Below are 22715 nucleotides of genomic sequence, written 5' to 3' on the forward strand. Positions count from 1 at the left end.
TTAACGTTATAATTAATATGTTAACTACCGTCAAGCGTGGCAAAATCCAGCGACCGCTCAATAACAAGAAGAGAGCAGCGTGAAGCCGATTCCCAATATCAATATCGGGCAGGTCTACGACCAGCGTTACAGCGATGCCGAGGTGCATTACGACAAGCTCGCCAACCTGGCGGGATTTTTCGGGCGCAACATGCCTGTGCATCGGCATGACCGGTTTTTCCAGGTGCATTACGTGAAAAGTGGCGCGGTGCGGGTGTATCTGGATGACCGCCAGTTCGTCGAGTCGGGGCCGATGTTTTTCCTCACGCCGCCCACGGTGCCCCATGCCTTTGTCACTGAAGCCGATGCCGATGGGCATGTGTTGACGGTGCGCCAGCAATTGGTCTGGGCCTTGATGGAAGCCGACCCCAGCCTGGCCTCAGGTGCCGCCTGCGTCACGTTGACGGAGGATGCCCAAGGGCTGGATCAACTGTTTGAAGCCTTGAGCAGCGAAATCAACGCCGAATGGGCAGGGCGCGCCGCCGCGCTGGATAGCCTGACCCGCCTGATCATGATTCGCCTGCTGCGGCTGTGCGCCCACTCGCTGCCGGCGCGCCCGACGCGGCATGAGGATCTGCGCATCTTCCATCGCTTCAACGAACTGATCGAAGCCCACTATTTGGAGCACTGGCCGTTGGCGCGTTACGCCGAGGGGATCGGCGTCACCGAAGCGCGCCTCAATGAGGTCTGTCGGCGCCTGGCCGACCTGCCGTCCAAGCGCCTGATCCTGGAGCGCCTGATGCAGGAAGCCAAGCGCCTGTTGCTGTTTACCGGCAGCTCCGCCAATGAAATCTGCTACCAGTTGGGGTTCAAGGACCCGGCCTATTTCAGCCGGTTTTTCCTTCGTTACGCACAGCTGACTCCGGGGGAATACCGGTTGCGGCAGTCGGGTTTGCGTTGATGCTCCACGCGCCATGCCCAGCGCGGCGAAAGTCCATCAGCTCATCAGGCGCCAACCATCCATTTGGCCAGGCCATGGCGGCCGCTGACGCCCAACTTGGCGGCGGCACGCTTGAGGTACGTTTCGATCGAGCTGTTTTTCACGCTGAGTTTTTCCGCCATTTGCGGCACGGTGCCGCCGGTCAACAGGCCAAGGCAGACTTCCTGCTCCCGGGCGGAGAGGGTGATGTCACTGAGCGACAAGCGCTTGTAGAACTCACGCTGCAACTGTGACTGCTCCATCAGGTTGTGGCTCGGCTCGGCCTCGGTGTCGGGTGCCTGGCGCAGGAGTTGCGCATGCCGCTCCATCAGCGGTAGCAAGGTGTCTGACAGACTCTTGAGAAACGACAATTCGGCCAGGGAAAATCCACGCTGGGTCGCTTGGCGATACAGTGAAATCACGCAGCGCCGATTGCCCTGGCGCGACACCAGGTTGCACTGGTGCGAGGTGCCCAGCGGATGAGTGCTGTCGGCCTTGGCCTTCAACTGGATCAGCAGCGGGTCTTGCATGCGCAGCATCTCGCGCAGCAGCGGATGATCCTTGAGCGGCTGCAAGGGCTGGGGCGCGCACAGGTCTTGTTGCAGGCCGGCGCTGCCCAGCAACGTGATATCCAGCACGTTGTCGCGCAGTTCATCGAGGGTCCATTCACTCAGGTCTACCATGTGAATCGGTACCCACTTGTCCAACAGGTGCAGCATGTTGGCGGCGAAGTTCGTGTGGCCGCTGTTGGAAATCAACTCACCCAATTCAGCATAGAAATGCGGGTTTTCCGTGTTGCCAATACTACGGGGCAGACTCATAGCCATCTCATCCTTGATGTCGAAAACCGTCAACGGACGCCCCGGGTCTGGAGGGACGTGCCGTACTCATTGAACGCAGCTCGGAGTTCGAGATTTTATTTAGCCATAGCGAATTGTCCTACGTATGTAGCGGAAACGAGGGACACAACCTGCCATAAAAACGGTGTCATTAATTCGACGTTTCTGAAGGTGTATTCCGACAGAAAAAAGCCGGAGGTGATTTTTAGAGTTATTTAACTACTTGATATTTAAGTGAAATATTAATTTTAAATAGAAATTTTAGACAAGTGACATCGGCCGGATATAGCCAATGTCCTACAGAGCTTTAATCGTTTCAGTAATGAACCATCAGCGAGGTCCGTTGGCGTGCAGGAATGTCCGGGTTTGGGGTGACAGACGTGCCCGGCCCTGCGTGCTCCAATCCGGACAATTCGTCGTAATGGACTTCCTGCGCGGCCAGTGTTGACCCCATGAGAAGGATCTTATGAAGTATCTCGACAGCCTGCCGGTCAGTTACCCCCTCACCGCCGCCCAACAAGACATCTGGCTCGACCAGCTGCGGGTGGGCGACTCGCCGCTGTACAACATCGGCGGTTATGTCGATTTTGCAGGCCCGGTGGTGCCGGGTTTGATCCAGCGTGCCGTCGAGTTGCTGGTGGCCAAGCACGATGCGTTGCGTACGCAACTGCACAGCGATGGCAATGGCTTGCCCCGGCAAACCTTCGCCACCGCCTTGACGACCGAAGTGACGCTGCATGACTTCTCTGCGCTGCCCGACCCCAAGGCGGCGACCCAGGCCCTGATGCAGGCCACGATGTCTCGGCCCTACGCCATGACCGGCGAGCCGCTGTTTCGCTTTTTTTTGGTCAAGCTGGACGATGATCACTATCGCCTGGGCACTCAGGCGCATCACCTGATTCTCGACGGTTGGGGCTTTGGCCAGATGCTGCAATCCCTGGCTCGGCTGTACACCGACCTGCAGCACGGCCGGTCACCTGAGCTGCGAGCGCCGTCCTATATCGACTTCATCGAGGCTGACCTGCACTACCATCAATCCGCTCGCTACGCCCGTGACCGGGACTACTGGCTGGACAAATACCAACTGCTGCCCGAGCCGCTGCTCACCCCCCGGTTGAATACCCCGTCACCGAGCAACACCCTGCTGCAACCCTTCCCGGTGTCGCTGCTCGATCGTATGGAACGCGTGGCCAACCATTACCAGGCCTCGGCGTTTCACGTGTTGCTGGCGGCGTTATATGTGTATTTCACCCGCACCCATCAGCGTGATGACTGGGTGGTGGGGCTGCCGATTCTTAATCGTTCCAACGCACGGTTTCGTTCCACGGTGGGCTTGTTCACCCAGGTGAGTGCGGTGCGTTTTCAGTTCAGTGAGCAGTTGCCGTTCAGCGCACTGGTGCGCGGTGTGCGCGATCAGCTCAAGCGGGATTTTCGCCACCAGCGTTTCCCCTTGAGTGAAATGAACCGCGAACTGGGCCTGCGCCGCACCGATCGCGGCCAGTTGTTCGACCTGTCGGTGTCCTTCGAACAGGACGACCATGACCTGCGCTATGGCCAGGTCCAGGCCCGGGCGATCAAGGTCTCCAACCATCACGAACCGTTGCCGATCGCCATTCATCTGCGCAGCAACCGCTACCAGGACACGGCGTGCCTGCATTGCGTCTACAACGAGGCGTACTTCCAGCACGACGAGGTACAGGCGTTGGCGCAGCGCTTCACCTGGCTGCTGGAACAGGGGCTGGAAAACACCGAGTTGACGCTCGCGCAGTTCTCATTGGTGACGCCGGCCGAACAGGCACAGCTGCAACGCTGGAATGCCACCGCGCAGCCCAATACCACGCCGCAGACCCTGCACCGGCGTATCGAAGCCCAGGTGGCACTTACGCCCCAGGCCGTCGCGGCGGTGTGCCGAGGGCGGCAACTGAGCTACCAGCAGCTCAACCAGCAGGCCAATGCCTTGGCCCATCAACTGTTGGCGCACGGTGTGGAGCCGGATGATCGCGTGGCGATCGTGGCCCGACGTGGCCTGGATACCTTGGTGGGGCTGCTGGCGATCCTCAAGTCCGGCGCCTGCTATGTGCCGATAGACCCGGCCCATCCCGCCGAGCGTCTGAACTACCTGTTGCAGGACAGTGCCCCGGTGGCCGTGCTGACCCAGCACGCTCTGCTGCATCGGCTGCCAGCCCTGGACGTGCCGGTTCTGTTGCTTGATCGGCCGACGGTGCACTTGGGCGACAACCCGCGGGGGGCGGCCGGCGCGTCGAACCTGGCCTATGTGATCTACACCTCCGGTTCCACGGGGTTGCCCAAGGGCGTGATGGTCGAGCATCACACCCTGTCCAACCTGGTGGACTGGCATTGCCAGGCGTTCAAGCTACGGGCCGGCAGCCACACCGCCAGCGTGGCCGGGTTCGGTTTTGACGCGATGGCCTGGGAGGTCTGGCCGGCGCTGTGTGTGGGCGCGACGCTGCACCTGCCACCGCCCCAGGAAGGGGCTGAAGACATTGATGCCTTGCTCGACTGGTGGCGTGCGCAACCTCTGGACGTATGCTTCCTGCCCACGCCGGTGGCCGAGTACGCCTTCAGCCAGCAGCTGGAACACCCGACCCTGCGCACCCTGTTGATTGGTGGCGACCGTCTGCGCACGTACAGCCGAGCGCAAACCTTCGAGGTGGTCAACAACTATGGCCCCACTGAAGCCACGGTGGTCGCCACCAGCGGGCGTGTCGAAGTGGGCCGGTCGCTGCATATCGGCGGGCCGATTGCCAATGCCCGCGTGTACTTGCTCGATGCGCAACAGCGCCAGGTGCCCGTCGGCGCGACGGGGGAGTTGTACGTTGGCGGTAAAGGCGTGGCGCGTGGCTATCTGAACCGTCCCGAACTGAGTGCCGAGCGCTTTCTCGATAACCCTTTCGACGAGGGTCGCCTCTACCGCACCGGCGACCTGGCGCGCTGGTTGCCTGATGGCAACCTTGAATACCTGGGGCGCAACGACGACCAGGTGAAAATCCGTGGCGTGCGTATTGAACTGGGGGAAATCGAATCTGCCCTGGCCATGCATCCGGCGGTTCAGGACGCGGTGGTGCTGTATCGCGAGGGGCAATTGCTGGCGTGGTTCGTTGCGCGGCATCCGGTCGATATCGACGCGTTGCGCGCGCATCTGCAAGGGTCGCTGCCTGACTACATGCTGCCCGCGGCCTACGTGAAGCTCGACGGGTTGCCCCTGACCGCCAATGGCAAGCTCGACCGTAAAGCGCTGCCTGCGCCGACCCAGGCTGCTTTCATCACGCGCGCGTTCGAGGCGCCGCATGAGGGCGTGGAAACCACCCTGGCGCAGATCTGGGCCGACCTTTTGCACGTGCAACAGGTCGGGCGTCACGACCACTTTTTCGAACTGGGCGGGCATTCATTGCTGGCGGTGCAACTGGTGCAGCGCATGCGCCAGGCCGGGTTGCGGGCCGATGTGCAGGTGCTGTTCGGCCAGCCGACCCTGGCCGCACTGGCGGCGGCGAGTGCCGCCAGTGACAGCGAGGTACCGGCCAACCGGATTGCAGCGCACTGCACCCAGATCACCCCGGACATGCTCGCGCTGGCCGAGCTGGACCAGGCGAGTCTGGAGCGCATCGTTGCCGGTATTCCGGGAGGCGCCGCCAATGTGCAGGAAATCTACCCGCTGGCGCCGCTGCAGGAAGGCTTGCTCTACCACCACATCACCGACGAACACGACCCCTACCAGCAACACGCGATATTCAGCTTTGCCCGGCGCGAGCAATTGGACGCGTTTGCCCAGGCCCTGCAACAGGTGATAGACCGCCACGACATCCTGCGCACCAGCCTGGTGTGGGAGGCCCTTGAGCAGCCGATGCAAGTGGTGTGGCGCCAGGCTCACTTGCGCGTCGAACCACTGCGTGAACAGTGTGAGCCCCTGGACTTGCGCCAGGCGCCGCTGATGGCCCTGGAGTATGCCGAAGACCCTCGGCAGCAAGGCTGGACGGCGAGGTTACGCTTCCATCACCTGGTCAATGACGCTACCTCGATGACGGTCCTGGCCAACGAAATCCGCGCCCACATGCTCGGGCAACAGGCGCAGCTTGCGCCGCCGGTGCCTTATCGCAACGTCGTGGCACAGAGTCGCTGTGCGGCGCAGCAGGCCGCCCACGAGGCGTTTTTTCGCGAGCGGTTGGCGGATGTCAGCGAGCCGACCCTGGCGTTCGGTTTACAGGAACATCAGCTGGACCGTACTGAAATCGAAGCCTTCGAACGCTCGGTGACGGCCCCCCTCAACCGGCGTTTGCGGGCGCAGGCCAGTGCGCTGGGTGTGAGCGCCGCGAGCCTGTTCCACTTGGCGTGGGCCCAGGTGCTGGGTTGCATATCCGGCCGCGATGACGTGGTGTTCGGTACGGTGCTGCTGGGCCGCTTGCAGGCGGGCGAGGGCGCTGACCGTGCACTGGGTATGTTTATCAATACCTTGCCGTTGCGGGCGTGCCTGGCCGGCAAGACCGTGGTCGAGGCGTTGGGCGACACCCATGCGCAACTGAGCGCCTTGCTCGTTCACGAGCAAGCGTCCCTGGCGTTGGCGCAACGTTGCAGCAGCGTGACGCCGCTATTCAACAGCCTGCTCAACTATCGGCATACCCCTGGCGACAAGGACTTTGACCTGGTGCCGGGCGTCGCCCTGGTCAGCAGTGAAGACATCGTCAGTTATCCGCTGATGATCAGCGTGGACGATACCGCGAGCGGTTTTCAGCTCAAGGCGATGGCGCCACGCGAGGTCGGTGCCGAGCGTTTGCTGGACTATCTCGACACCGTATTGAACGGGCTGGCGCAGGCACTTGAGCACGCCCCGCAAACGCTTTTGAGCGAGGTGCCGGTGTTACCCGCCAGCGAGTTGCGCAAGCTGTTGGTGGAGTTCAGCCCCGGCAACATCGACTCCCCCACGACTGCCACCCTGCAAGGGTTGTTTGAAGCCCATGCGCGACACACTCCGCAGGCCATTGCGGTACAGGCCGATGCCGGCCAACTGACTTATCGCGAGCTCAACGAGCGCGCCAACCAATTGGCTTTTCACCTGCGCGAGCGTGGGGTGCAAGCGGATTCGCGGGTAGCGTTGTGCGTCGAGCGCGGGTTGGAACTGGTCGTGGGCTTGCTGGCGATTCTCAAGGCCGGTGGCGCCTATGTGCCGCTGGACCCGGGCTTTCCAAGCGAACGCCTGGCCTACATGCTCAAAGACAGTCAACCCGTAGCGCTGCTGGTACACGCGGCTACGCGCGAGTTATTGGGTGAAGTCTCGCTCCCGGTCATCGACTTCGACCGTTGTGCCTGGAGCCACGCACCGACCGGCAACCCCTTGGTTCCCGGCCTGAGCGGCGCCAACCTGGCCTATGTGATGTATACCTCCGGCTCCACCGGTACGCCCAAGGGCGTGATGGTCGAGCATCGCGGGCTGTGCAACCTGATGCAGTGGGCTTGCCGATTGTGCCCGGACGCTGCGGGAGGCGCCTTGCTGCAAAGGGCTCCGTTCAGTTTTGATGGCTCGGTGTGGGAGCTGTTCTGGCCGTTGACCCATGGCATGCGCCTGGTGCTGGCACGCGTTGACGGTCATCGCGACCCGGCTTACCTGGCTGAGGTGATTCGCACGCAGCGCATCACCGTGATCCAATTTGTACCGGCCATGCTGCAGCAATTTCTCGAACTGGAAGCGTCGGCGTTGTGCAGCTGCCTCACCGACGTCTTTTGCGGCGGTGGTGAACTCACCGAAGCCTTGGCCCGCAGCGTCCGGGCGCGCTTGCCCCAGGTACGCTTGCACAACGTCTATGGCCCCACCGAAGCCACGGTCGACAGCTGCATCTGGACCCTGCAACCCGATGCGCCGGTGCCTGCCCTGCAGTTGCCGATCGGGCGGGCCATCAGTAACACCCGCCTTTATGTGCTGGATCAGCACGACAGGCCGGTACCGCTGGGTGTCAGCGGTCAGCTGCATATCGGCGGCGTCGGCGTAGCACGAGGCTACCTGGGGCTGGAGCAAATGACCGCCGAGCGCTTTATCGACAGCCCGTTCGTACCCGGTGATCGGTTGTATCGCACTGGCGACCTGGTGCGTTACCTGCCGGACGGCAACCTGGTGTTCCTGGGGCGCAATGACTTTCAGATCAAGCTGCGCGGCGTGCGTCTGGAGTTGGGCGAAATTGAAGCCTGCCTGGCGGCGCACCCGGCACTGCGTGAAGTGGCGGTACTGATTCGCGATGAACGCCTGGTCGCCTATTTCACCCTGCGCGCCCCGGCGCCGAGCCTGGAGGCCTTGCGTGCCCATGTGCTGGAGCGATTGCCGGAATACATGGTACCGGCCGCCTTTGTGCAATTGAGTGAATTGCCCCTCAACCCCGCCGGCAAGCTCGACCGCAAGGCCCTGCCGGAGCCGGGGTTGGATGCCGTGGTCAGCCGTGCGTATGAGCCGCCGCAGGGCGAGGTGGAAACCGTGATGGCGGGCATCTGGGCCGACGTCTTGAAACTCGAGCGGGTAGGGCGCCACGACCATTTCTTTGAGCTGGGCGGGCATTCCTTACTGGCGGTGAGTCTGGTGGCACGCTTGCGCAAGGCCGGGTTGGAGGTGGATGCACGCAGCTTGTTCAGCCAGCCGACCCTGGCGCAACTGGCGGCCCGTACAACGGCCAGCGTGCAGCGCGTGGAAGCCCCCCAAACGGCCATCCCCCAGCTCAATCGTCGTCGCCGGATCTGAGGATTGGCATGCAGTTTGGGAGGGGGCTTGCTCCCGATGGCCTGCATAGCAGGCCCATTTTTGAGGCCGCTGCGCGGCCTATCGGGAGCAAGCCCCCTCCCACAGTGACCGCGTTAATCCTTAACTAACTGGCATTTGTAGTGGTCATGGCAATCACCATGACGTGCTACTGAGGCGCAGGGACAAACGCCACACTGCCCCCCGAACGCTTCTGAAACAGCCGTTCGCCATTGTCCGGCTGGGTAGTGATGACCTGATGGTCCGCCCCCAAAAACGCCAGCGGCGTCGGGTCTTCCTTGGAATACTGGGCGACAATGATTGTGCGTTGCGGATCGAAGTCCTGGCCGCTGGTTTTTTTCAGCCAGGCCATGAACGCGGCACTGTCGCCCTGGCGCGGGAAGTCCTGGGTTTCGCTGACGTAGTAGAAGGGTTTGGCGCCGTTTTGCCTGCCGTTCTGCAAGTACATCGGCAGTTTGTTGTCCACTTCTACCAACACCATCTGCCATTGGTCCCACGGCGCGGTTTTGACGGCCTCGGCTTGCACGTCTTCGGCGAAACGGGTTACGCCGCCGTTGCCGGTGGTCCAGGGGTAGATCACACCCAGTACCAACAGCAGCAAGCCTGCGGTGAAGCCGAAACCTTTTTGCCAGCGCGGCCAACGGGCCGGCTTTTTCTCCAGGCGCTCGCTCAACCACCAGGCGGCCAGCAACTGCGCAAACGGCACCAGCGGCAGCACGTAATAACTGCGGCGGCTGCCGCTGGCGGTGAAGAATACGAACAGCAGGCCCAGGCCCCACACCAGCCAGCGCACATTGGCTGGCGTCTGGCGCCAGTTGCGCACGGCCAGCCACAGGCCCAGCACCCAGCAAGGTGCCCAGGGCAGGGTGTAGACCGGCAGGTAGATCAGGTAGGTGTAGATCGGTCCCATATGGTCGAAGGGATCGAAGAAGCGCACCACGTTTTCGCGAAACACCAGCTCCAGGCCGCTGGCGCCGTAGGTCGGTGCGCCGTAGAGGTGGGACAGTACAAACGGAATGGCGTAGAACGCTGCGGCGATGACGATGGCTGCCACCAGGCGCAGGTTGAGGTGGCGCTTGTAGCGGTGCTCACTGAGCAGGTGCGGCAATAGCACCAGGCCCGGCAGCACAAAACCGATCAAGCCTTTGAACAGCGAGGTCGCCGCCAGCAGCAGGAAGAACACGGTATAGCGTCCCAGGCGAGTGTCATCCGGCCCGCGCCAGTACCACCACACTGCCGCCAGCACGCCGCACACCGTCAGCACATCCGCCGTGGCCACGCGGGCCCAGAACAGGAAGTAGAACGTGGTCGCGAGCATCCAGCCGGCAATCAGCCCGGTGCCTTTGCGGAACAGGCGTTCACCGATCAGGTACACCAGCCAGATGCTCAACCAGGCCGAGATGACTGACGACAGGCGCAACGACCAAGGGCCCAGGCCCCCCATCAAGTTGGCAAAGCCGGTGATCAGCCAATAGGAGGGCAGGGGTTTGTCGTAATACGGCATGCCCTTGAGGTAGGGGTCGAAGTAATCGCCACTTTGCAGCATCTGCAAGGCGATGTTGGCCCAGCGGGTTTCCGGCCCCCACAGCTCGCGTGCGCCCAGTCCCAGCAGCAGGAGCAGGGCGGAAACGCTCAGCAGCAGCACCAGCGCGCCACGTTCGGTTTTCCAGAAATTCATCGGTTATTCCCGTGGCAGGCACTGCATCAAGGTTGTTGTGGGTAGATGATCATCAGCAGGTCGCCCTTGCGATAGCGTTTGCCACCGGGTGGCAATTGCCCTTCCTCGAGATGTTCACTGGTGTTCTTGACCCGCATCAGTACGCCGACCGAGCCTTGTTTACGTGCATCGGCCAACCAGCCCTGGACACTGGCCAGGTCGACCTTGCGGTGCACCGAGTCGTCATAGCGCAGGCCATAGCGCAACTCGCCTTCGGTGTCATAAATCATCACTTGCGGGCGACGCAGGCGCCACGACAACGCCGATGCCGAGCCCAATTCGTTGCTCAGCAAAGCATGGGTTTGTTGCAATTCATCCAGATGCTCCGCCACGAACTGGTCGGGCATTTCGTTATCCGTGATCATCGCCGGCATGCCCGCCGGCAACAGCGCCACCAGCAAGCCAATGCCCAGGGCCGGCATCGCCCACAAGGTCAGCGGGCGCACCACTTGCAGCAGGTTGGCCAGAATCCAGCCCAGCAGCACGATAAAGGTCAGGGACAGGCTGAACATCTCGGCATGGCTGTTGCCGTACACCGGGTTGCTGACTTGCAGGTAGATCAGCGCCACCATCGCCGTCAGGCCGATCAGGGCGTTGACCACGCCATTGACCAGGATCGAACGTGTCTTGCCTTGCTTGACCAGGTCGATCAAGGCGTGGCCCATCAACAGGGCCAGGGGCAGCAGGCACGGCATGATGTAGGTCGGCAGCTTGCCCTTGCTCAGGCTGAAAAAGGCTAGCGGCAGCAACATCCACAAGGCGAGGAAGGCAATCGCCGGCTGGCCTTTTTCCTTCCAGGTCTTGAGCAGCGTGGCCGGCAACAGCGCCGACCAAGGCAGGCACGCCACTACCATGATCGGCAGGAAGAACCAGATCGGGCGCGCATGCTGGGCGTTGTCGGCGGCGAAGCGGCGGATGTGCTCGTGCCAGAAGAAGAAGCGCCAGAAGTCAGGCTCCTGCACATGAACGGCCAATACCCAGGGCAAGCACACCAACGCGGCGACCAGCACCGCCAACGGGCCATAGCGCAACAGCTCGCCTACACGGCGCTGCCACACCAGGTATGGCACGGCGATCAGGACCGGCAACAGCCACGCCAGGAAACCCTTGGTCAGGAAGCCCATGCCACAGGCGACGCCCAGCAATGCCCAGGCGCCGAGCCGCCCGCGAGTAGTGCGGCTGTCCAGGGCAAACCACAGGGCAACCAGGCTCAGGTTGACCCAGAACGTGAATTGGGGATCGAGGTTGGAGTAGCCCGCCTGACCGGCCACCAGGCCAAAGCTCATGTAGAGCAGGGCGCAGGCGAAGCTCTTGCGTGGGTCATTCCACAGGCGGCGGGCGATCAAGTAGGCCAGTAACACACTCAGGCCCGTGGTGAGCACCGAGGCGATGCGCACACCGAACAGGTTTTCGCCAAACACGGCCTGGCCGATGGCGATCAGCCAATAACCGCCGGCCGGTTTCTCGAAATAACGCAACCCCATGAAGTGCGGCGATACCCAGTTGCCGCTCATGAGCATTTCCTGGCTCACCTGGCCGTAGCGGGTCTCATCCGGGATCCACAGGCCGTGCAAGCCCAGCGGCAACAAAAAGAAAATGGCAAAGCCGAGCAAAAACAGCGGCAGAGGTTTCAACCGGGTCATGAACACGTCGCTCCTTGACGTTTAATGGCGGGCCACGAGTGTAATGAATTCATAGAACAAAGCATCACAATGTTCACTAAGCGGTGGGGGAAAGTCATAACGTCCTTAACTAACGGGCGCGATTAAACATGCCAGAAGAGGGCTGTCGTTTGGCTGAACACAACAGGTGCGAATATGTAAAAAAGTGTATTTAAAGTTGTTTCAGAGCCGCCGCCCATTCCTCAGTTTTCATCGAACCCACCGCCTTGAGCTTGCCGTTTGGCAAGACCTCTACGAACAGTGCACTGCCATACTCGGCCGCATCGGCGTGGGGGTAACCCAGCTCTGTCTGGAGATCGCTGATGCAGCCACTGTGGGTCACCATGATCAAGTTGCGGCCAGGCTGTTTATGAGTGAGCAATTCTTCGCCCATGGCTTTGCCGCAGATGGCCGAAGGGGTCGATGACAATGTTGCCTTGCCGAACATGAATTGCGTGGTCTGTGCGGTGCGCGTCGCGGGGCTGGCGAGCACATCGGTATTTTCCATGCCCAGGGTATTGAAGGCTTTGCCCAGGGCGGTCGCCTGTTGGCTGCCGTTGATCGTCAGGCCTTCGGCCGGTCCGAAACACGGGTTGCTGGAGCGATCGCAGCGCTCTTCATGGCGTACCAATACGATCAGGTCGCCGTTGCGCCAACTGGCCAGGACCCCGGAGGTCACCAGGCGGTTGCCGACGCCAAGGTCAACAGGGGTTGTAGGCCAGAACAGGAAGCCGGCCAGCAGCAGGCCGATAACGGCGACACAGGCCAATGACAATCGAGCTTTTTTCCAGCGCTTTAACATTGCCCCATTGGATTGGGATTTGCTCAGGGTTACGTCAGCCACGCTGTTCACCATCGTCACTATTATTGTGTTGTAAAAAACAGGCGCAACTAATCGGCGGGTGCCCGTAGTGGAGCAAAAGCCTGTCACAGGGCTGCTGTCTTTTAGCTGAACACGTAGATGTTAAGAAGGGTCGATGGCAGCAACTAACAAGTTGCCGGCAGTTGACGCTTGGCGGGCAATTTAGAGAGGTGAGGGTGGGCAAGCAGTGAAATCCATGTGAAAAATTTGCGTGAGGCACGCAGGCAGCCGTTATTCTCGTTTGGAATCCTTCAAACGAGCGTTCTTATGTTGCAGGTGCAAGGTGTTCGCAAAAACTACGCCACGCCCCAAGGACCGCTGACGGTACTGGCCGGGGTGGACCTATGCCTGACTGAGCGTAGCAGCCTGGCGTTGATGGGCGAGTCGGGCAGTGGCAAAAGTACCTTGCTGCATCTGATAGCCGGCCTGGATCGCGTCGACGCGGGCAGGATTGAGGTCGGTGGATTGCGCCTGGAGCAACTCAGTGAAGGGCAACTGGCCCAGTGGCGTCGAACCGAAATCGGCCTGGTGTTCCAGCAATTCAACTTGATCGGCAGTTTGCGCGTGGAGGACAACCTGGCGTTCCAGGCGCGTCTGGCTGGGCGTTTTGATCCGCATTGGCAGGCGCAGTTGGTAGAGCGCCTGGGCCTGGGCGATTTGCTCAAGCGTTACCCCGAACAATTGTCCGGCGGCCAGCAACAACGGGTCGCGGTGGGACGGGCGCTGGCCTCTCGACCGGGCTTGCTGCTGGCCGATGAGCCGACCGGCAATCTGGATGAAGCCACCAGCGATGAGGTGCTGCAATTACTCCTGGACCTGCTGCGTGACAGCTCCACCAGCCTGTTGATGGTCACCCACAGCCCACGCATCGCTGCACGGCTCGAGCACCAAGTGGTGCTGCATCGCGGCCGCGTCGTGCCCGCGGACGCCCGTTGAGATGGCCGTGTTTTATTGGGCGTTGCGCGCACTGCTGAGCCATTGGCGACGTCATCCCGTGCAGTTCTTCAGCGTGTTGACCGGCTTGTGGCTGGCCACTGCGTTACTGACTGGGGTGCAGGCGCTTAACAGTCAGGCGCGGGACAGCTATGCCCGCGCCAGCCAACTGATCGGCGGCGAACCCCAGGCCAGTTTGAGCGCGTTGGACGGCAGCGGTTTTGCGCAGACATTGTTCGCCGAACTGCGCCGTGCCGGCTGGCCGGTTTCGCCGGTGGTGCAGGGGCGCGTGGTGCTCAAGGGGCATGAAAGCCAGCGCCTGCAGTTGATGGGCATTGAACCGTTGTCGTTGCCCGGCAGTGGTAGCGTGGCCGGGCAACACTTGAGCCAGGCGCAAATGCTCGCGTTCTTCGAGCCGCCGGGGCGCACCTGGATTGCCGCGCAAACCTTGCAGGCGCTCGGCTTGCACGAGGGCGCGCAGCCGCTGACGGCAGACGGGCAAGCGCTGCCGCCGTTACAGGTGCAGCCGGACATGGCCCCCGGCATGCTGCTGACCGATATCGGGTTTGCCCAACCGTTGCTGGCGATTCCTGGGCGACTCTCGCGTTTGTTGTTGGACAAGCACTTCGCCGCAACCCATCCCACGCCCCCGGTCCCATTGCAGCTCAAGCAAGGTGAAGATAACAACCTCGCACGCCTGACCGAGAGCTTTCACCTGAACCTCGACGCACTGGGTTTTTTGTCGTTTGTCGTGGGCTTGTTTATCGTCCACGCCGCCATCGGCCTGGCCCTGGAACAGCGCCGTGGTCTGCTGCGCACCTTGCGCGCCTGTGGGGTCAGCGCGCGGATGTTACTCGTCAGCCTCGGCGTGGAACTTGGCGTGCTGTCGTTATTCGGCGGTGTGCTGGGCGTTGCCAGCGGGTATCTGCTGGCCAGCCTGTTGCTGCCGGATGTGGCCGCCAGTTTGCGTGGGTTGTATGGCGCCGAAGTGGCGGGGCAACTGAGCCTGAGCCCGGCCTGGTGGTTGAGCGGGTTGGGCTTGAGCCTGATGGGGGCCTTGCTCGCGGGGGCCGGCAGCCTGTGGCGGGCGGCGCGCTTGCCACTGTTGGCATTGGCCAACGCCCAAGCCTGGCATGAGGCCCATGGGCGCTGGCTGCGACGCCAGGGTTGGGTCGCGGCGGCGACGCTGCTGATCGCACTGCTGGCGCTGTGGTTGGGTGACAGCCTGGCCGCCGGCTTTGTGCTGATGGCGGCCTTGCTGCTGGGCGCCGCGCTGGGGTTGCCGGTGCTGCTCAATGGGGTGTTGAAGGCCGTGCTGGGGCGCAGCCGTTCCGTGCTCGGCCAGTGGTTTCTCGCCGATTGTCGCCAGCAGCTGCCGGCCTTGAGCCTGGCACTGATGGCATTGCTGTTGGCCCTGGCGGCGAACATCGGCGCGGGTTCCATGACCTCGGGGTTTCGCCATACTTTCAACAACTGGCTGGAACAACGCCTGACCGCCGAGCTGTACATCAACCCGCAAACCCCGGCCCAGGCTTCGCAACTGGGCACCTGGCTGGCGCAACAGGCGCTGGTGCAGACAGTGCTGCCCACCTGGCAGGTCGCGGTGCAATTGCAAGGCTGGCCGGCGGATGTGTTCGGCGTGGTCGATGACCCGACTTATCGCCAGCACTGGCCGTTGCTGGAGGCGGTGAACGAACCCTGGAACCACTTGCACCAGGACAACAGCCTGATGCTCAGCGAACAATTGGCGCGGCGCCTGCACGTGCAGTTGGGCGACGCCGTTGACATCCCCACGCCGCAGGGTCTGTGGTCACCCAAAGTGGTGGGGATCTACGCCGACTACGGCAACCCCAAGGGCCATGTGCTGGTCAATGCCCAGCACCTGTTGGCGCATTGGCCGACGCTGTCGCCTGCACGCTTCAACCTGCGTGTGGCACCGCACAACGTGACGCCGCTGGTGCAGGCGGTGCAGCGCGAATTTGGCCTCGACGACAGCCGCATCGTTGACCAACAGCAACTCAAGGGCTGGTCCAGCCAGGTCTTCGAACGCACCTTCGCGGCGACCGCCGCGCTGAACAGCCTCACCCTGGGGGTGGCGGGCGTGGCGCTGTTCATCAGCCTGCTGACCCAGAGTCAAAGCCGCCTGGGCCAGCTTGCACCGTTGTGGGCGCTGGGGGTGACACGCAGGCAACTGATGTTGCTCAACCTGGGCCAGACCTGGTTGCTGGCGGTACTCACGTTGATCCTGGCATTGCCCTTGGGGCTGCTGCTGGCGTGGTGCCTGGATGCAGTGATCAACGTGCAGGCGTTCGGCTGGCGCCTGCCGTTGCAGGTGTTCCCGGGGCAGCTCGCGCAGTTGCTCGGGCTGGCGCTGTTCGCGACCTTGCTGGCGTCGGCCTGGCCTCTTTGGCAGTTGTATCGCAGCCGCCCGGCGGACTTATTGAGGACCTTTGCCGATGAAGATTAGAGCGTGGCTGTGGGCGGCGTTGCTCCTGTTGAGTGCGTGCGATAAAGCCCCCGCGCCCGAAGAAAGTTTCGCCGGCCTGGGTAGCGATGCGGCGGATTTTGCCCAAGTGGTGCCCGGCAAGGTCTTCAGTTTTCCCGAGGATCACGGCCCCCACCCAGGCTTTCGCATCGAATGGTGGTACGTCACCGCCAACCTCAAGGACGCGCAAGGCAACGTGTTCGGCGTGCAATGGACGCTGTTTCGCAACGCCTTGAAAGCAGGCCCCACCGAGCCGGGCTGGCACGACTCGACGATCTGGCTTGGCCACGCCGCCGTCACCACCGCTACCCGGCATTACGCCGCCGAACGTTTCGCCCGTGGCGGCGTCGGCCAGGCGGGCGCCCAGGCTGTGCCGTTCAGCGCCTGGATCGACGACTGGAACTTCGCCACCCGCCCTGGCGTGGCGAGCGCGCTGGCAGAGATGCAGCTCCAGGCCAGTGGTGCGCAATTCGCCTACGACCTGCACCTGACCAGCCAACGCCCGCTGGTGCTGCAAGGCGACAACGGCTACAGCCGCAAATCCGACCAGGGCCAAGCCTCTTACTACTACAGCCAACCGTTTTTCATGGCTGACGGCCGTGTCACCCTCGACGGCAAAACCTACCAGGTCAGTGGCCCCGCCTGGCTTGATCGCGAATGGAGCAGCCAGCCCCTGGCCGCCAGCCAGACCGGCTGGGATTGGTTCTCCCTGCACCTGGACCGAGGCGAGCAGTTGATGGTGTTCCGCGTTCGACAGACAGACGGCGCGGGCTACCTGACCGGCACCTGGATCGATTCACAGGGCCGCACCCAGACTTTGCACAACGCCGATATCCAACTCACCCCGCTGAACACCACCCACATCGACGGGCGCCGGATTCCCACACGCTGGTCGCTGAAAATCCCCGGCAAACAGCTGGATATCACCCTTGAAGCGGTCAACCCCAAGGCATGGATGAACCTGAGTATTCCGTACTGGGAAGGGCCGGTGAAGTTAGAGGGTGGGGCGGGGTATCTGGAGATGACCGGGTATTGAGTGAAGTCTCCTGCAAGTTCGAAGGAAAGCCTCCTACGATGCATTCAGAAAAATACTGTACATCCATACAGTTTTGTCCTACAGTCCATTCCAGGTGACAGGACGTCACCCGTCACCTGAGCTTCAATTTTTTAACTATGGATGGATAAAAAATGAAATCGAAAAAAAGCCTGATCCTGGGCGCGGCCATGATGGCTGCCTGCTTCACCTCGGCCTCTGCCCTGGCCGACGTAACCCTTCCTAAACTGACCCCTGGTACGGTCAACCAAGCTGTGGTTGACGCGCTCAAACCTGGCGGCAAGATCGAGGCGGTACCGGTCTCGGCCGAGCTTCGGCAAAAACTGCTGGACGCGATGAAGGGCAAGGCCAAGGCGGTGACCAAGAACGCCAAAGCCGCACCGTTCAACACCGCCGTCGGCGAGTTGAAAAAGCCGAGCCAGGCTCAGCTGAAAAGCGCGGCCGTTGCCGATTTTGTACCGCTGTTTCCGACCCTGGACATCAACACCCTCTACACCATTGACCAAGTGCAGACGGGCCAGGATTTCACCTACCACTTCAACCTGCCGCAAAACGCGCGGGCGGTGGTGCAGTTGATCGACCAGAGCGCCGGTGCCGATATGTCGCTGAGCCTGTTCGTGGATGACGGCCAGGGCAACCCGCAGTTGGTGGCAACGTCCGACAACCCAGGCAGCGCCGATGAATACCTGACCGGCATCCTGCCGGCCGGTGATTACTACTGGTTCATGCTGGCCAAGACCGCCAACAACGCGCAGTTCAGTTTCGGCGTGGCGGTGGACACCAATATCGACGCCTTCGAACCCAACGACACCGCGCAGACTGCGTTTGTATTGCCGGACTCGATGAACAAGGTCAGTGGCAACCTCGATAACGCCAGCGATGTCGATTATTTCGATTTCAAGGCCGTGCGTGGCCAGAGCGTGAGCATGTACCTGGCGGGCGATGAGAGCGGCAGCCGCAACCAGTGGATCTTCGACCGCTTCGACGGGGTGAATTGGGTGCCTGTACCGGCCGGTTCCACCTCTACCTACCCGAGCGTTGCGCCCGGCACCACGGTCAAGGTGCGGGTACGTGCCAACCCGGCCGTGGCGCAGGACCCGAGCAAGTATTACCAACTGAGCCTGGGTTCCACGCCCCGTCTGGATACGCACGACGTGAAGGGTGACAACATCGTGCGAGTGCCGGTGAGTGAGATGCCGCTGGCCACGCAAACCGCTCGCGTGCTGAACTGGTCGACCAAATGGTCGGACTCCACCGGTGCGCCGCTGCTCGGTGTCACCCCGGTGCTGCGCGTGGATAACCACTTCATCGACTTGAACTACCGCTGGGTCGACTACACCGCGACCACCAACAGCGCCGGCGTGTCCCAGGCTTCGGCCAACATCGGCACCTGCTTCGGTGATTACAGCACCGTGATCAACGACAGCAGCACCGGCGTTCCGTACAAGTGGGCGACCACCTATAACCAGGGTGGCTGGCGCATCGAGCTGGCCGAGTTCCCCGGTGTGGGCGTGGGCGGGAACAATGTGCAATACGTGAGCCTGGGGCATATCTGCACCCAGACCATTATTCACTGATCCCACGGCGTCAATCAAAAGGGGGCAGCCTTGGCGGGCTGCCCCTTTTTTGTCATTCGGGGTTGAGTGCCAGTTTCAGGGGCAGGCGCGCCAGGCTCGTGTTCGTCAACGAACCCAGGTACAACCAGTTGCCATATTCCCGCGCGGTGGTGATGGGCGAATAGTTGCCCGCACTGCCATCCTGCAGGTTGGCGATCACCTTGCCCTCGGTATCCAGCCCCAGCACAAAGGCTTTGCGCTCGACGGGCTTGGGCACCACCATCAGGGCACGCACCATCACTTTACGCAGTGAGGGATAGCCGGCGAAAGCATCCAGCAAAGGGTTGCGCGGTGAATACAGGGCGACCCAGAAGCGCTCGTGACCGTTGAAGCTGAGGTTGTCCGGCAGGCCGGGGAGGTTGTCGATAAACAGGTCGTGGCTGCCGCTGCGTTCGCCCTTGAGCCAATAGCGGCTGATGCGGTAGGCACCGGTCTCATTGACCAGCACGTAATTTTCGTCCGGGCCCAATGCCACGCCGTTGGCGAACTGCAGGTGATCGAGCAGCACTTCGGTGGTGCCGTGGCTGAAGTCATAACGCAGCAGGCGCCCGTCAGCGCCGTGCTCAATCACCGCTTCGCCATCCTGGCCGTAACCCCAGCGGCTCGACGCGTCGCTGAAGTAGGCATAACGTCCTTCGGCATCCACGACCACGTCATCGGTAAAACCCAAGGGCACGCCATTGGCGCTGGTGCTCAAGGTCGTGAGTTGGCGGGCGCCATCCAGGGCGAGCAGGCCCTTGATGCCATCGGCAATGATTAAGCGCCCATCCGGGTGCAGCGCCATGCCCAGCGGTCGCCCACCGGTATTGGCCAGTACTTCCAGGGTCTGGCTGTCGGGCGCGGTACGAATGATCCGTCCGTCATGCAAGCCACTGATCAGCAAACCCTGGGCATCCAGCACCAAAGCCTCGGGCCCGGGGATGTTTTGTGCGCCGACTTTCTGGACATGCTTCAGCCGCTGGTTTTCGGCATACACCCCGTCTTTCAATGAAGGCGCCTTGGGCGGCGTCCAGTTGACCGGCTGGACTTTGGTCGGCATCAGCAGCAGAAAAGCGATCACCGCCAGAACCAGCACGAACAGCAGATGACGCAGTTTTTTGGGACGGGTACTCATGACGATTCCTGGTTGTCGTGGGGGGCCGGCTCCCAATGCAGGGTGCCGAACAGGTAGTCCATCAGCGGTAGCACAATGTTGAAATTACGCCCCTGCATCAACTCACGGCGATGATGCAGGGCATGCAGCCGGTGCATCTGGCGCACCCATGGTAGGCGTGCGATGGGATGGGCAGCGGGCAGGTGCTCGCAGGCGTGAAACACTTCGTAAAGTAAATACCCAAGGATCATGCAGGCGGCAAACAGCCCGGCGACGTTGGGGTTCAGTGGTGTGAGCAACCACCAGGCGGGGAGAGTGATGACCAGGCTGTGCAGCACGATCAGCCAGGCCGGGAACAGGATCACGCGCCAGTCCCTGGGGCTGCTGTAGGTCATGAAGCCGGGGGTGAAGAAACTGTGGTGATCGCCCGTATGGCGTGCGTAGAACAGCCGGGCGAAGGCGTGCTTGTGATGGCCCAGGTGACGGTGGACCAGGTAGATGCAGAGGTTGAAGAACACCAGCGTCAGCGGGACGGTCAGCCATTCAAGCGGGCTGATACGCTCGAGGGAGGCCCCGGCCAGGATGATGCAGAAAATGCCGTAGCCCAACACGAAACCGGCGTGCAGCCAGGGGTGGTAATGGCGGCTGACTCCGGCACGGTAGCGGGCGCGGAAGGCTTCGGTGGGATGGGCCATGGTGGGCAGCTCGGTGTTTTTTGTTGGAACGTCAGCTTAGTTGGTGCTCGAAATTGTGCGAGTTTTTGCAGGTGACGCGATCGGAGTGTGGGAGGGGCTTGCCCAACCGGTCAGTTGAGGCGCAACGCTGTCACTGTGGCGAGGGAGCTTGCTCCCGCTGGACTGCGCAGCAGGCCCAGTCTTTTCAAACCCAAAGCTGGGGTCGCTACGCGGCCCAACGGGAGCAAGCTCCCTCGCCACAGGTTACCCGTTGTCCGCTCTCTCGCTTGACTGACCGGCATTGGGGCTTACCCCCGATTGCGGTGTGTCAGCTACAGGTATTGGTTGATTCACATCAGTGGGTCCCAGCGCTGCGACCAGTCACTTTCGACCTTGACCACCCCGCGCAACAATTCCAGCGCCTGTTGCAACACCGCCGAATCCCGCGCCCGTGAATACACCAGGTAAGTCGGGAAACTGAACTCCGGCGCCTTGGGCACGCGTTGCATCACGCCGCTGTCCAGGTAGCTCTGCACGACGCGGGTGCGGAAGTAGCCGGCGCCGCCATTTTCCAGGATGTATTGCAGCGCCAGTGGCCCGAGGTTGAAGCTCAAGGCGGCACGCGCCTTGTCGGGCAGAGCGGCGTCGTGCTGCTGGCGAAAGCCCGGGCCCCAGTCGATATACACGTACGGCGCAGGCTTGCTCACCAGTTGCACCAGGATCAGTTTCTCTTCCAGCACCTGCTCCACCTGCAAACCCGGCCAGTACTGCGGCTGGAATACCAGGGCGGCATCCAGCACGCCCAATTCCAGTTGACGCAGCAGGTAGTCGCCTTCGCCTACTTCGGTACGCAGCGCGTACCCCGGAATCTGTTCGCGCAGCACCCGCGCCCAGCCGAGCATCAACGGGGTGCACAGGCTGACCTCGCCACCGATATGCAGCACGTTGCGATAGCCGTCGGGCAACGGCAGGTCGCGCCGCGCCGCTTCCCAGGTTTGCAGCAACTGGTTGGCGTAAACCACAAACGCCTCGCCATCAGCGGTCAACCGCGCACCGGCGCGATTGCGCACGAACAGCGTGCTGCCCAACTGGCTCTCCAGGCTTTTGACCCGGGCGGTAATGGCGGTCTGGGTAACGTGCAACTTCTCGGCTGCGGCGGCCAGGCTGCCGCAGCGGGTGATTTCGAGGAAGGTGCGTGCCAGTTCGATATCCATGAAGGCTCCCGGGAAAGAATGGGGGGCATTGTAGAACTGATCAGTGGCAGGTCAACGCACGCTGTCGTGGGGTTACTCCCAATGGCCAGTGTCGAGGCAACGCGCCGAAGGCGGCGGGTGCTTGCCATAAACCAGAAAATCCCCCAGCCAACGGGCCACACACCCATCGCTGCCGGATCGGGCCGTCTCCTTGAGCAGCAACTGCTCGACACCCGTAACGCCCGGTTCTCCCGGCCGGGTGTTGACCAGCACCATGCGTGCAACGCGCTCGGGAAACAGCGCGCCGTAACGATTGCCGAGCCGGGTGCCCTGGGCGTTGCCCAGATAATGCAGTTGGGCCTCGCCCAATTGTTCGCGCACATACTCCAGGTCTCGCGCGGCCTGTTCGATTGCGTTCGGGGCGTTGAGGTCACGCAGGCTCAATTCGATCACATCATAGCGGTCGACCAGTGTGCGATAGGCCGGGGTGGCATAAGACTCCCAGCGGCTGGCCAACTGCTGGGCAAACGTGGTGCGCTTGGAGGTTTGCGGCTCGCCGGCCTGGATGAAGACCACGCCTTCACGGTTGAGCGGTTGCCGCGCACCGACGCGGGTGAGGTTCAGGCGCACACGGCCACGTGCGGGGGCGGCGTGGTCGCGCGGGACGCTCACCTGGCCGCATTGGGTGCGTTCAAGCACCTCGGGATCCAGTCGTTCAAAAGCCGGGAGGGGGCAGTCCAGCAGCCAGTCAATCGCGGTGGGCGCGATCAGCGGTTGCGCATGGGGCACTGCTGCCATCAGCCACAAGCACGCACCCGCCAGGCTGGTTACAAGAACACTGGGTTTCATCGAGAGGTCCCGGGCAGCCATGTGATG

Annotated in this window: 14 protein-coding genes; 6 read left to right on the plus strand and 8 right to left on the minus strand. The window is 62.1% G+C overall.

Annotated features, from left to right (window positions below; translation table 11 throughout):
* Positions 1–79 precede the first annotated feature (79 nt).
* Positions 80–940, plus strand: coding sequence for a 4-hydroxyphenylacetate catabolism regulatory protein HpaA (gene hpaA, locus ACQRBV_RS17770; RefSeq protein ID WP_060756839.1), 861 nt, complete (start codon positions 80–82; stop codon positions 938–940).
* Positions 941–984: 44 nt separating this feature from the next.
* Here hpaA and ACQRBV_RS17775 read toward each other — a convergent pair whose 3' ends face one another.
* Positions 985–1779: a helix-turn-helix transcriptional regulator gene (locus tag ACQRBV_RS17775; RefSeq protein WP_060756838.1), complete on the minus strand. Its 795-nt coding sequence runs from the start codon at positions 1777–1779 to the stop codon at positions 985–987.
* A gap of 484 nt (positions 1780–2263) precedes the next feature.
* Between ACQRBV_RS17775 and ACQRBV_RS17780 the strand changes: the two genes are divergently transcribed.
* Entirely contained in the window at positions 2264–8533 is a 6270-nt protein-coding gene (locus ACQRBV_RS17780) for an amino acid adenylation domain-containing protein (RefSeq protein WP_411985029.1), read from the plus strand.
* Positions 8534–8699: 166 nt separating this feature from the next.
* Here the strand turns inward: ACQRBV_RS17780 and ACQRBV_RS17785 are convergent, their stop codons facing one another.
* The 3 genes from ACQRBV_RS17785 to ACQRBV_RS17795 all read right to left on the minus strand — a co-directional run bounded on the left by ACQRBV_RS17785 (position 8700) and on the right by ACQRBV_RS17795 (position 12782).
* Entirely contained in the window at positions 8700–10229 is a 1530-nt protein-coding gene (locus ACQRBV_RS17785; RefSeq protein WP_411985030.1) for an ArnT family glycosyltransferase, read from the minus strand.
* A 26-nt stretch (positions 10230–10255) separates the two neighbouring features.
* Positions 10256–11911, minus strand: a complete 1656-nt coding sequence (arnT, locus tag ACQRBV_RS17790) for a lipid IV(A) 4-amino-4-deoxy-L-arabinosyltransferase (RefSeq protein WP_104994243.1) — start codon at positions 11909–11911, stop codon at positions 10256–10258.
* Between the two features lie 190 nt (positions 11912–12101).
* Complete coding sequence (locus ACQRBV_RS17795; protein WP_411985031.1) at positions 12102–12782, minus strand: histidine phosphatase family protein; 681 nt, start codon at positions 12780–12782, stop codon at positions 12102–12104.
* 276 nt (positions 12783–13058) lie between these two features.
* On the opposite strand from ACQRBV_RS17795, the gene ACQRBV_RS17800 reads away from it, so the two are divergent.
* The 4 genes from ACQRBV_RS17800 (at position 13059) to ACQRBV_RS17815 (ending at position 18840) form a co-directional block, all read left to right on the plus strand.
* The gene (locus tag ACQRBV_RS17800) at positions 13059–13727 is read left to right on the plus strand and encodes an ABC transporter ATP-binding protein (protein WP_198762080.1); all 669 of its coding nucleotides are present in this window, start codon (positions 13059–13061) and stop codon (positions 13725–13727) included.
* 1 nt (position 13728) lies between these two features.
* The gene (locus tag ACQRBV_RS17805; protein WP_411985032.1) at positions 13729–16191 is read left to right on the plus strand and encodes an ABC transporter permease; all 2463 of its coding nucleotides are present in this window, start codon (positions 13729–13731) and stop codon (positions 16189–16191) included.
* Positions 16181–17245: a lipocalin-like domain-containing protein gene (locus tag ACQRBV_RS17810; RefSeq protein ID WP_411985033.1), complete on the plus strand. Its 1065-nt coding sequence runs from the start codon at positions 16181–16183 to the stop codon at positions 17243–17245. The genes ACQRBV_RS17805 and ACQRBV_RS17810 overlap by 11 nt, the downstream gene beginning before the upstream one ends.
* 152 nt (positions 17246–17397) lie before the next feature.
* On the plus strand, positions 17398–18840 hold the full coding sequence (locus tag ACQRBV_RS17815; protein WP_090369972.1) for a hypothetical protein: 1443 nt from the start codon (positions 17398–17400) through the stop codon (positions 18838–18840).
* 52 nt (positions 18841–18892) lie between these two features.
* On the opposite strand, the gene ACQRBV_RS17820 is transcribed toward ACQRBV_RS17815, so the two are convergent.
* From ACQRBV_RS17820 to ACQRBV_RS17835, 4 genes are all read right to left on the minus strand, one after another.
* Positions 18893–19993: an SMP-30/gluconolactonase/LRE family protein gene (locus ACQRBV_RS17820; RefSeq protein WP_060756829.1), complete on the minus strand. Its 1101-nt coding sequence runs from the start codon at positions 19991–19993 to the stop codon at positions 18893–18895.
* Positions 19990–20667, minus strand: a complete 678-nt coding sequence (locus ACQRBV_RS17825) for a sterol desaturase family protein (RefSeq protein ID WP_411985034.1) — start codon at positions 20665–20667, stop codon at positions 19990–19992. The genes ACQRBV_RS17820 and ACQRBV_RS17825 overlap by 4 nt, the downstream gene beginning before the upstream one ends.
* A 329-nt stretch (positions 20668–20996) precedes the next feature.
* Positions 20997–21860 carry a LysR family transcriptional regulator gene (locus ACQRBV_RS17830; protein ID WP_198762074.1) on the minus strand — a complete coding sequence of 288 codons (864 nt, stop codon included), beginning with the start codon at positions 21858–21860 and terminating at the stop codon, positions 20997–20999.
* Between the two features lie 72 nt (positions 21861–21932).
* Positions 21933–22688, minus strand: a complete 756-nt coding sequence (locus tag ACQRBV_RS17835; protein ID WP_411985035.1) for an alpha/beta fold hydrolase — start codon at positions 22686–22688, stop codon at positions 21933–21935.
* Positions 22689–22715 lie beyond the last annotated feature (27 nt).

The sequence above is a fragment of the Pseudomonas sp. R11F genome (assembly GCF_050312575.1).
In the GTDB taxonomy this organism is placed as follows: Bacteria; Pseudomonadota; Gammaproteobacteria; order Pseudomonadales; family Pseudomonadaceae; genus Aquipseudomonas; species Aquipseudomonas palleroniana.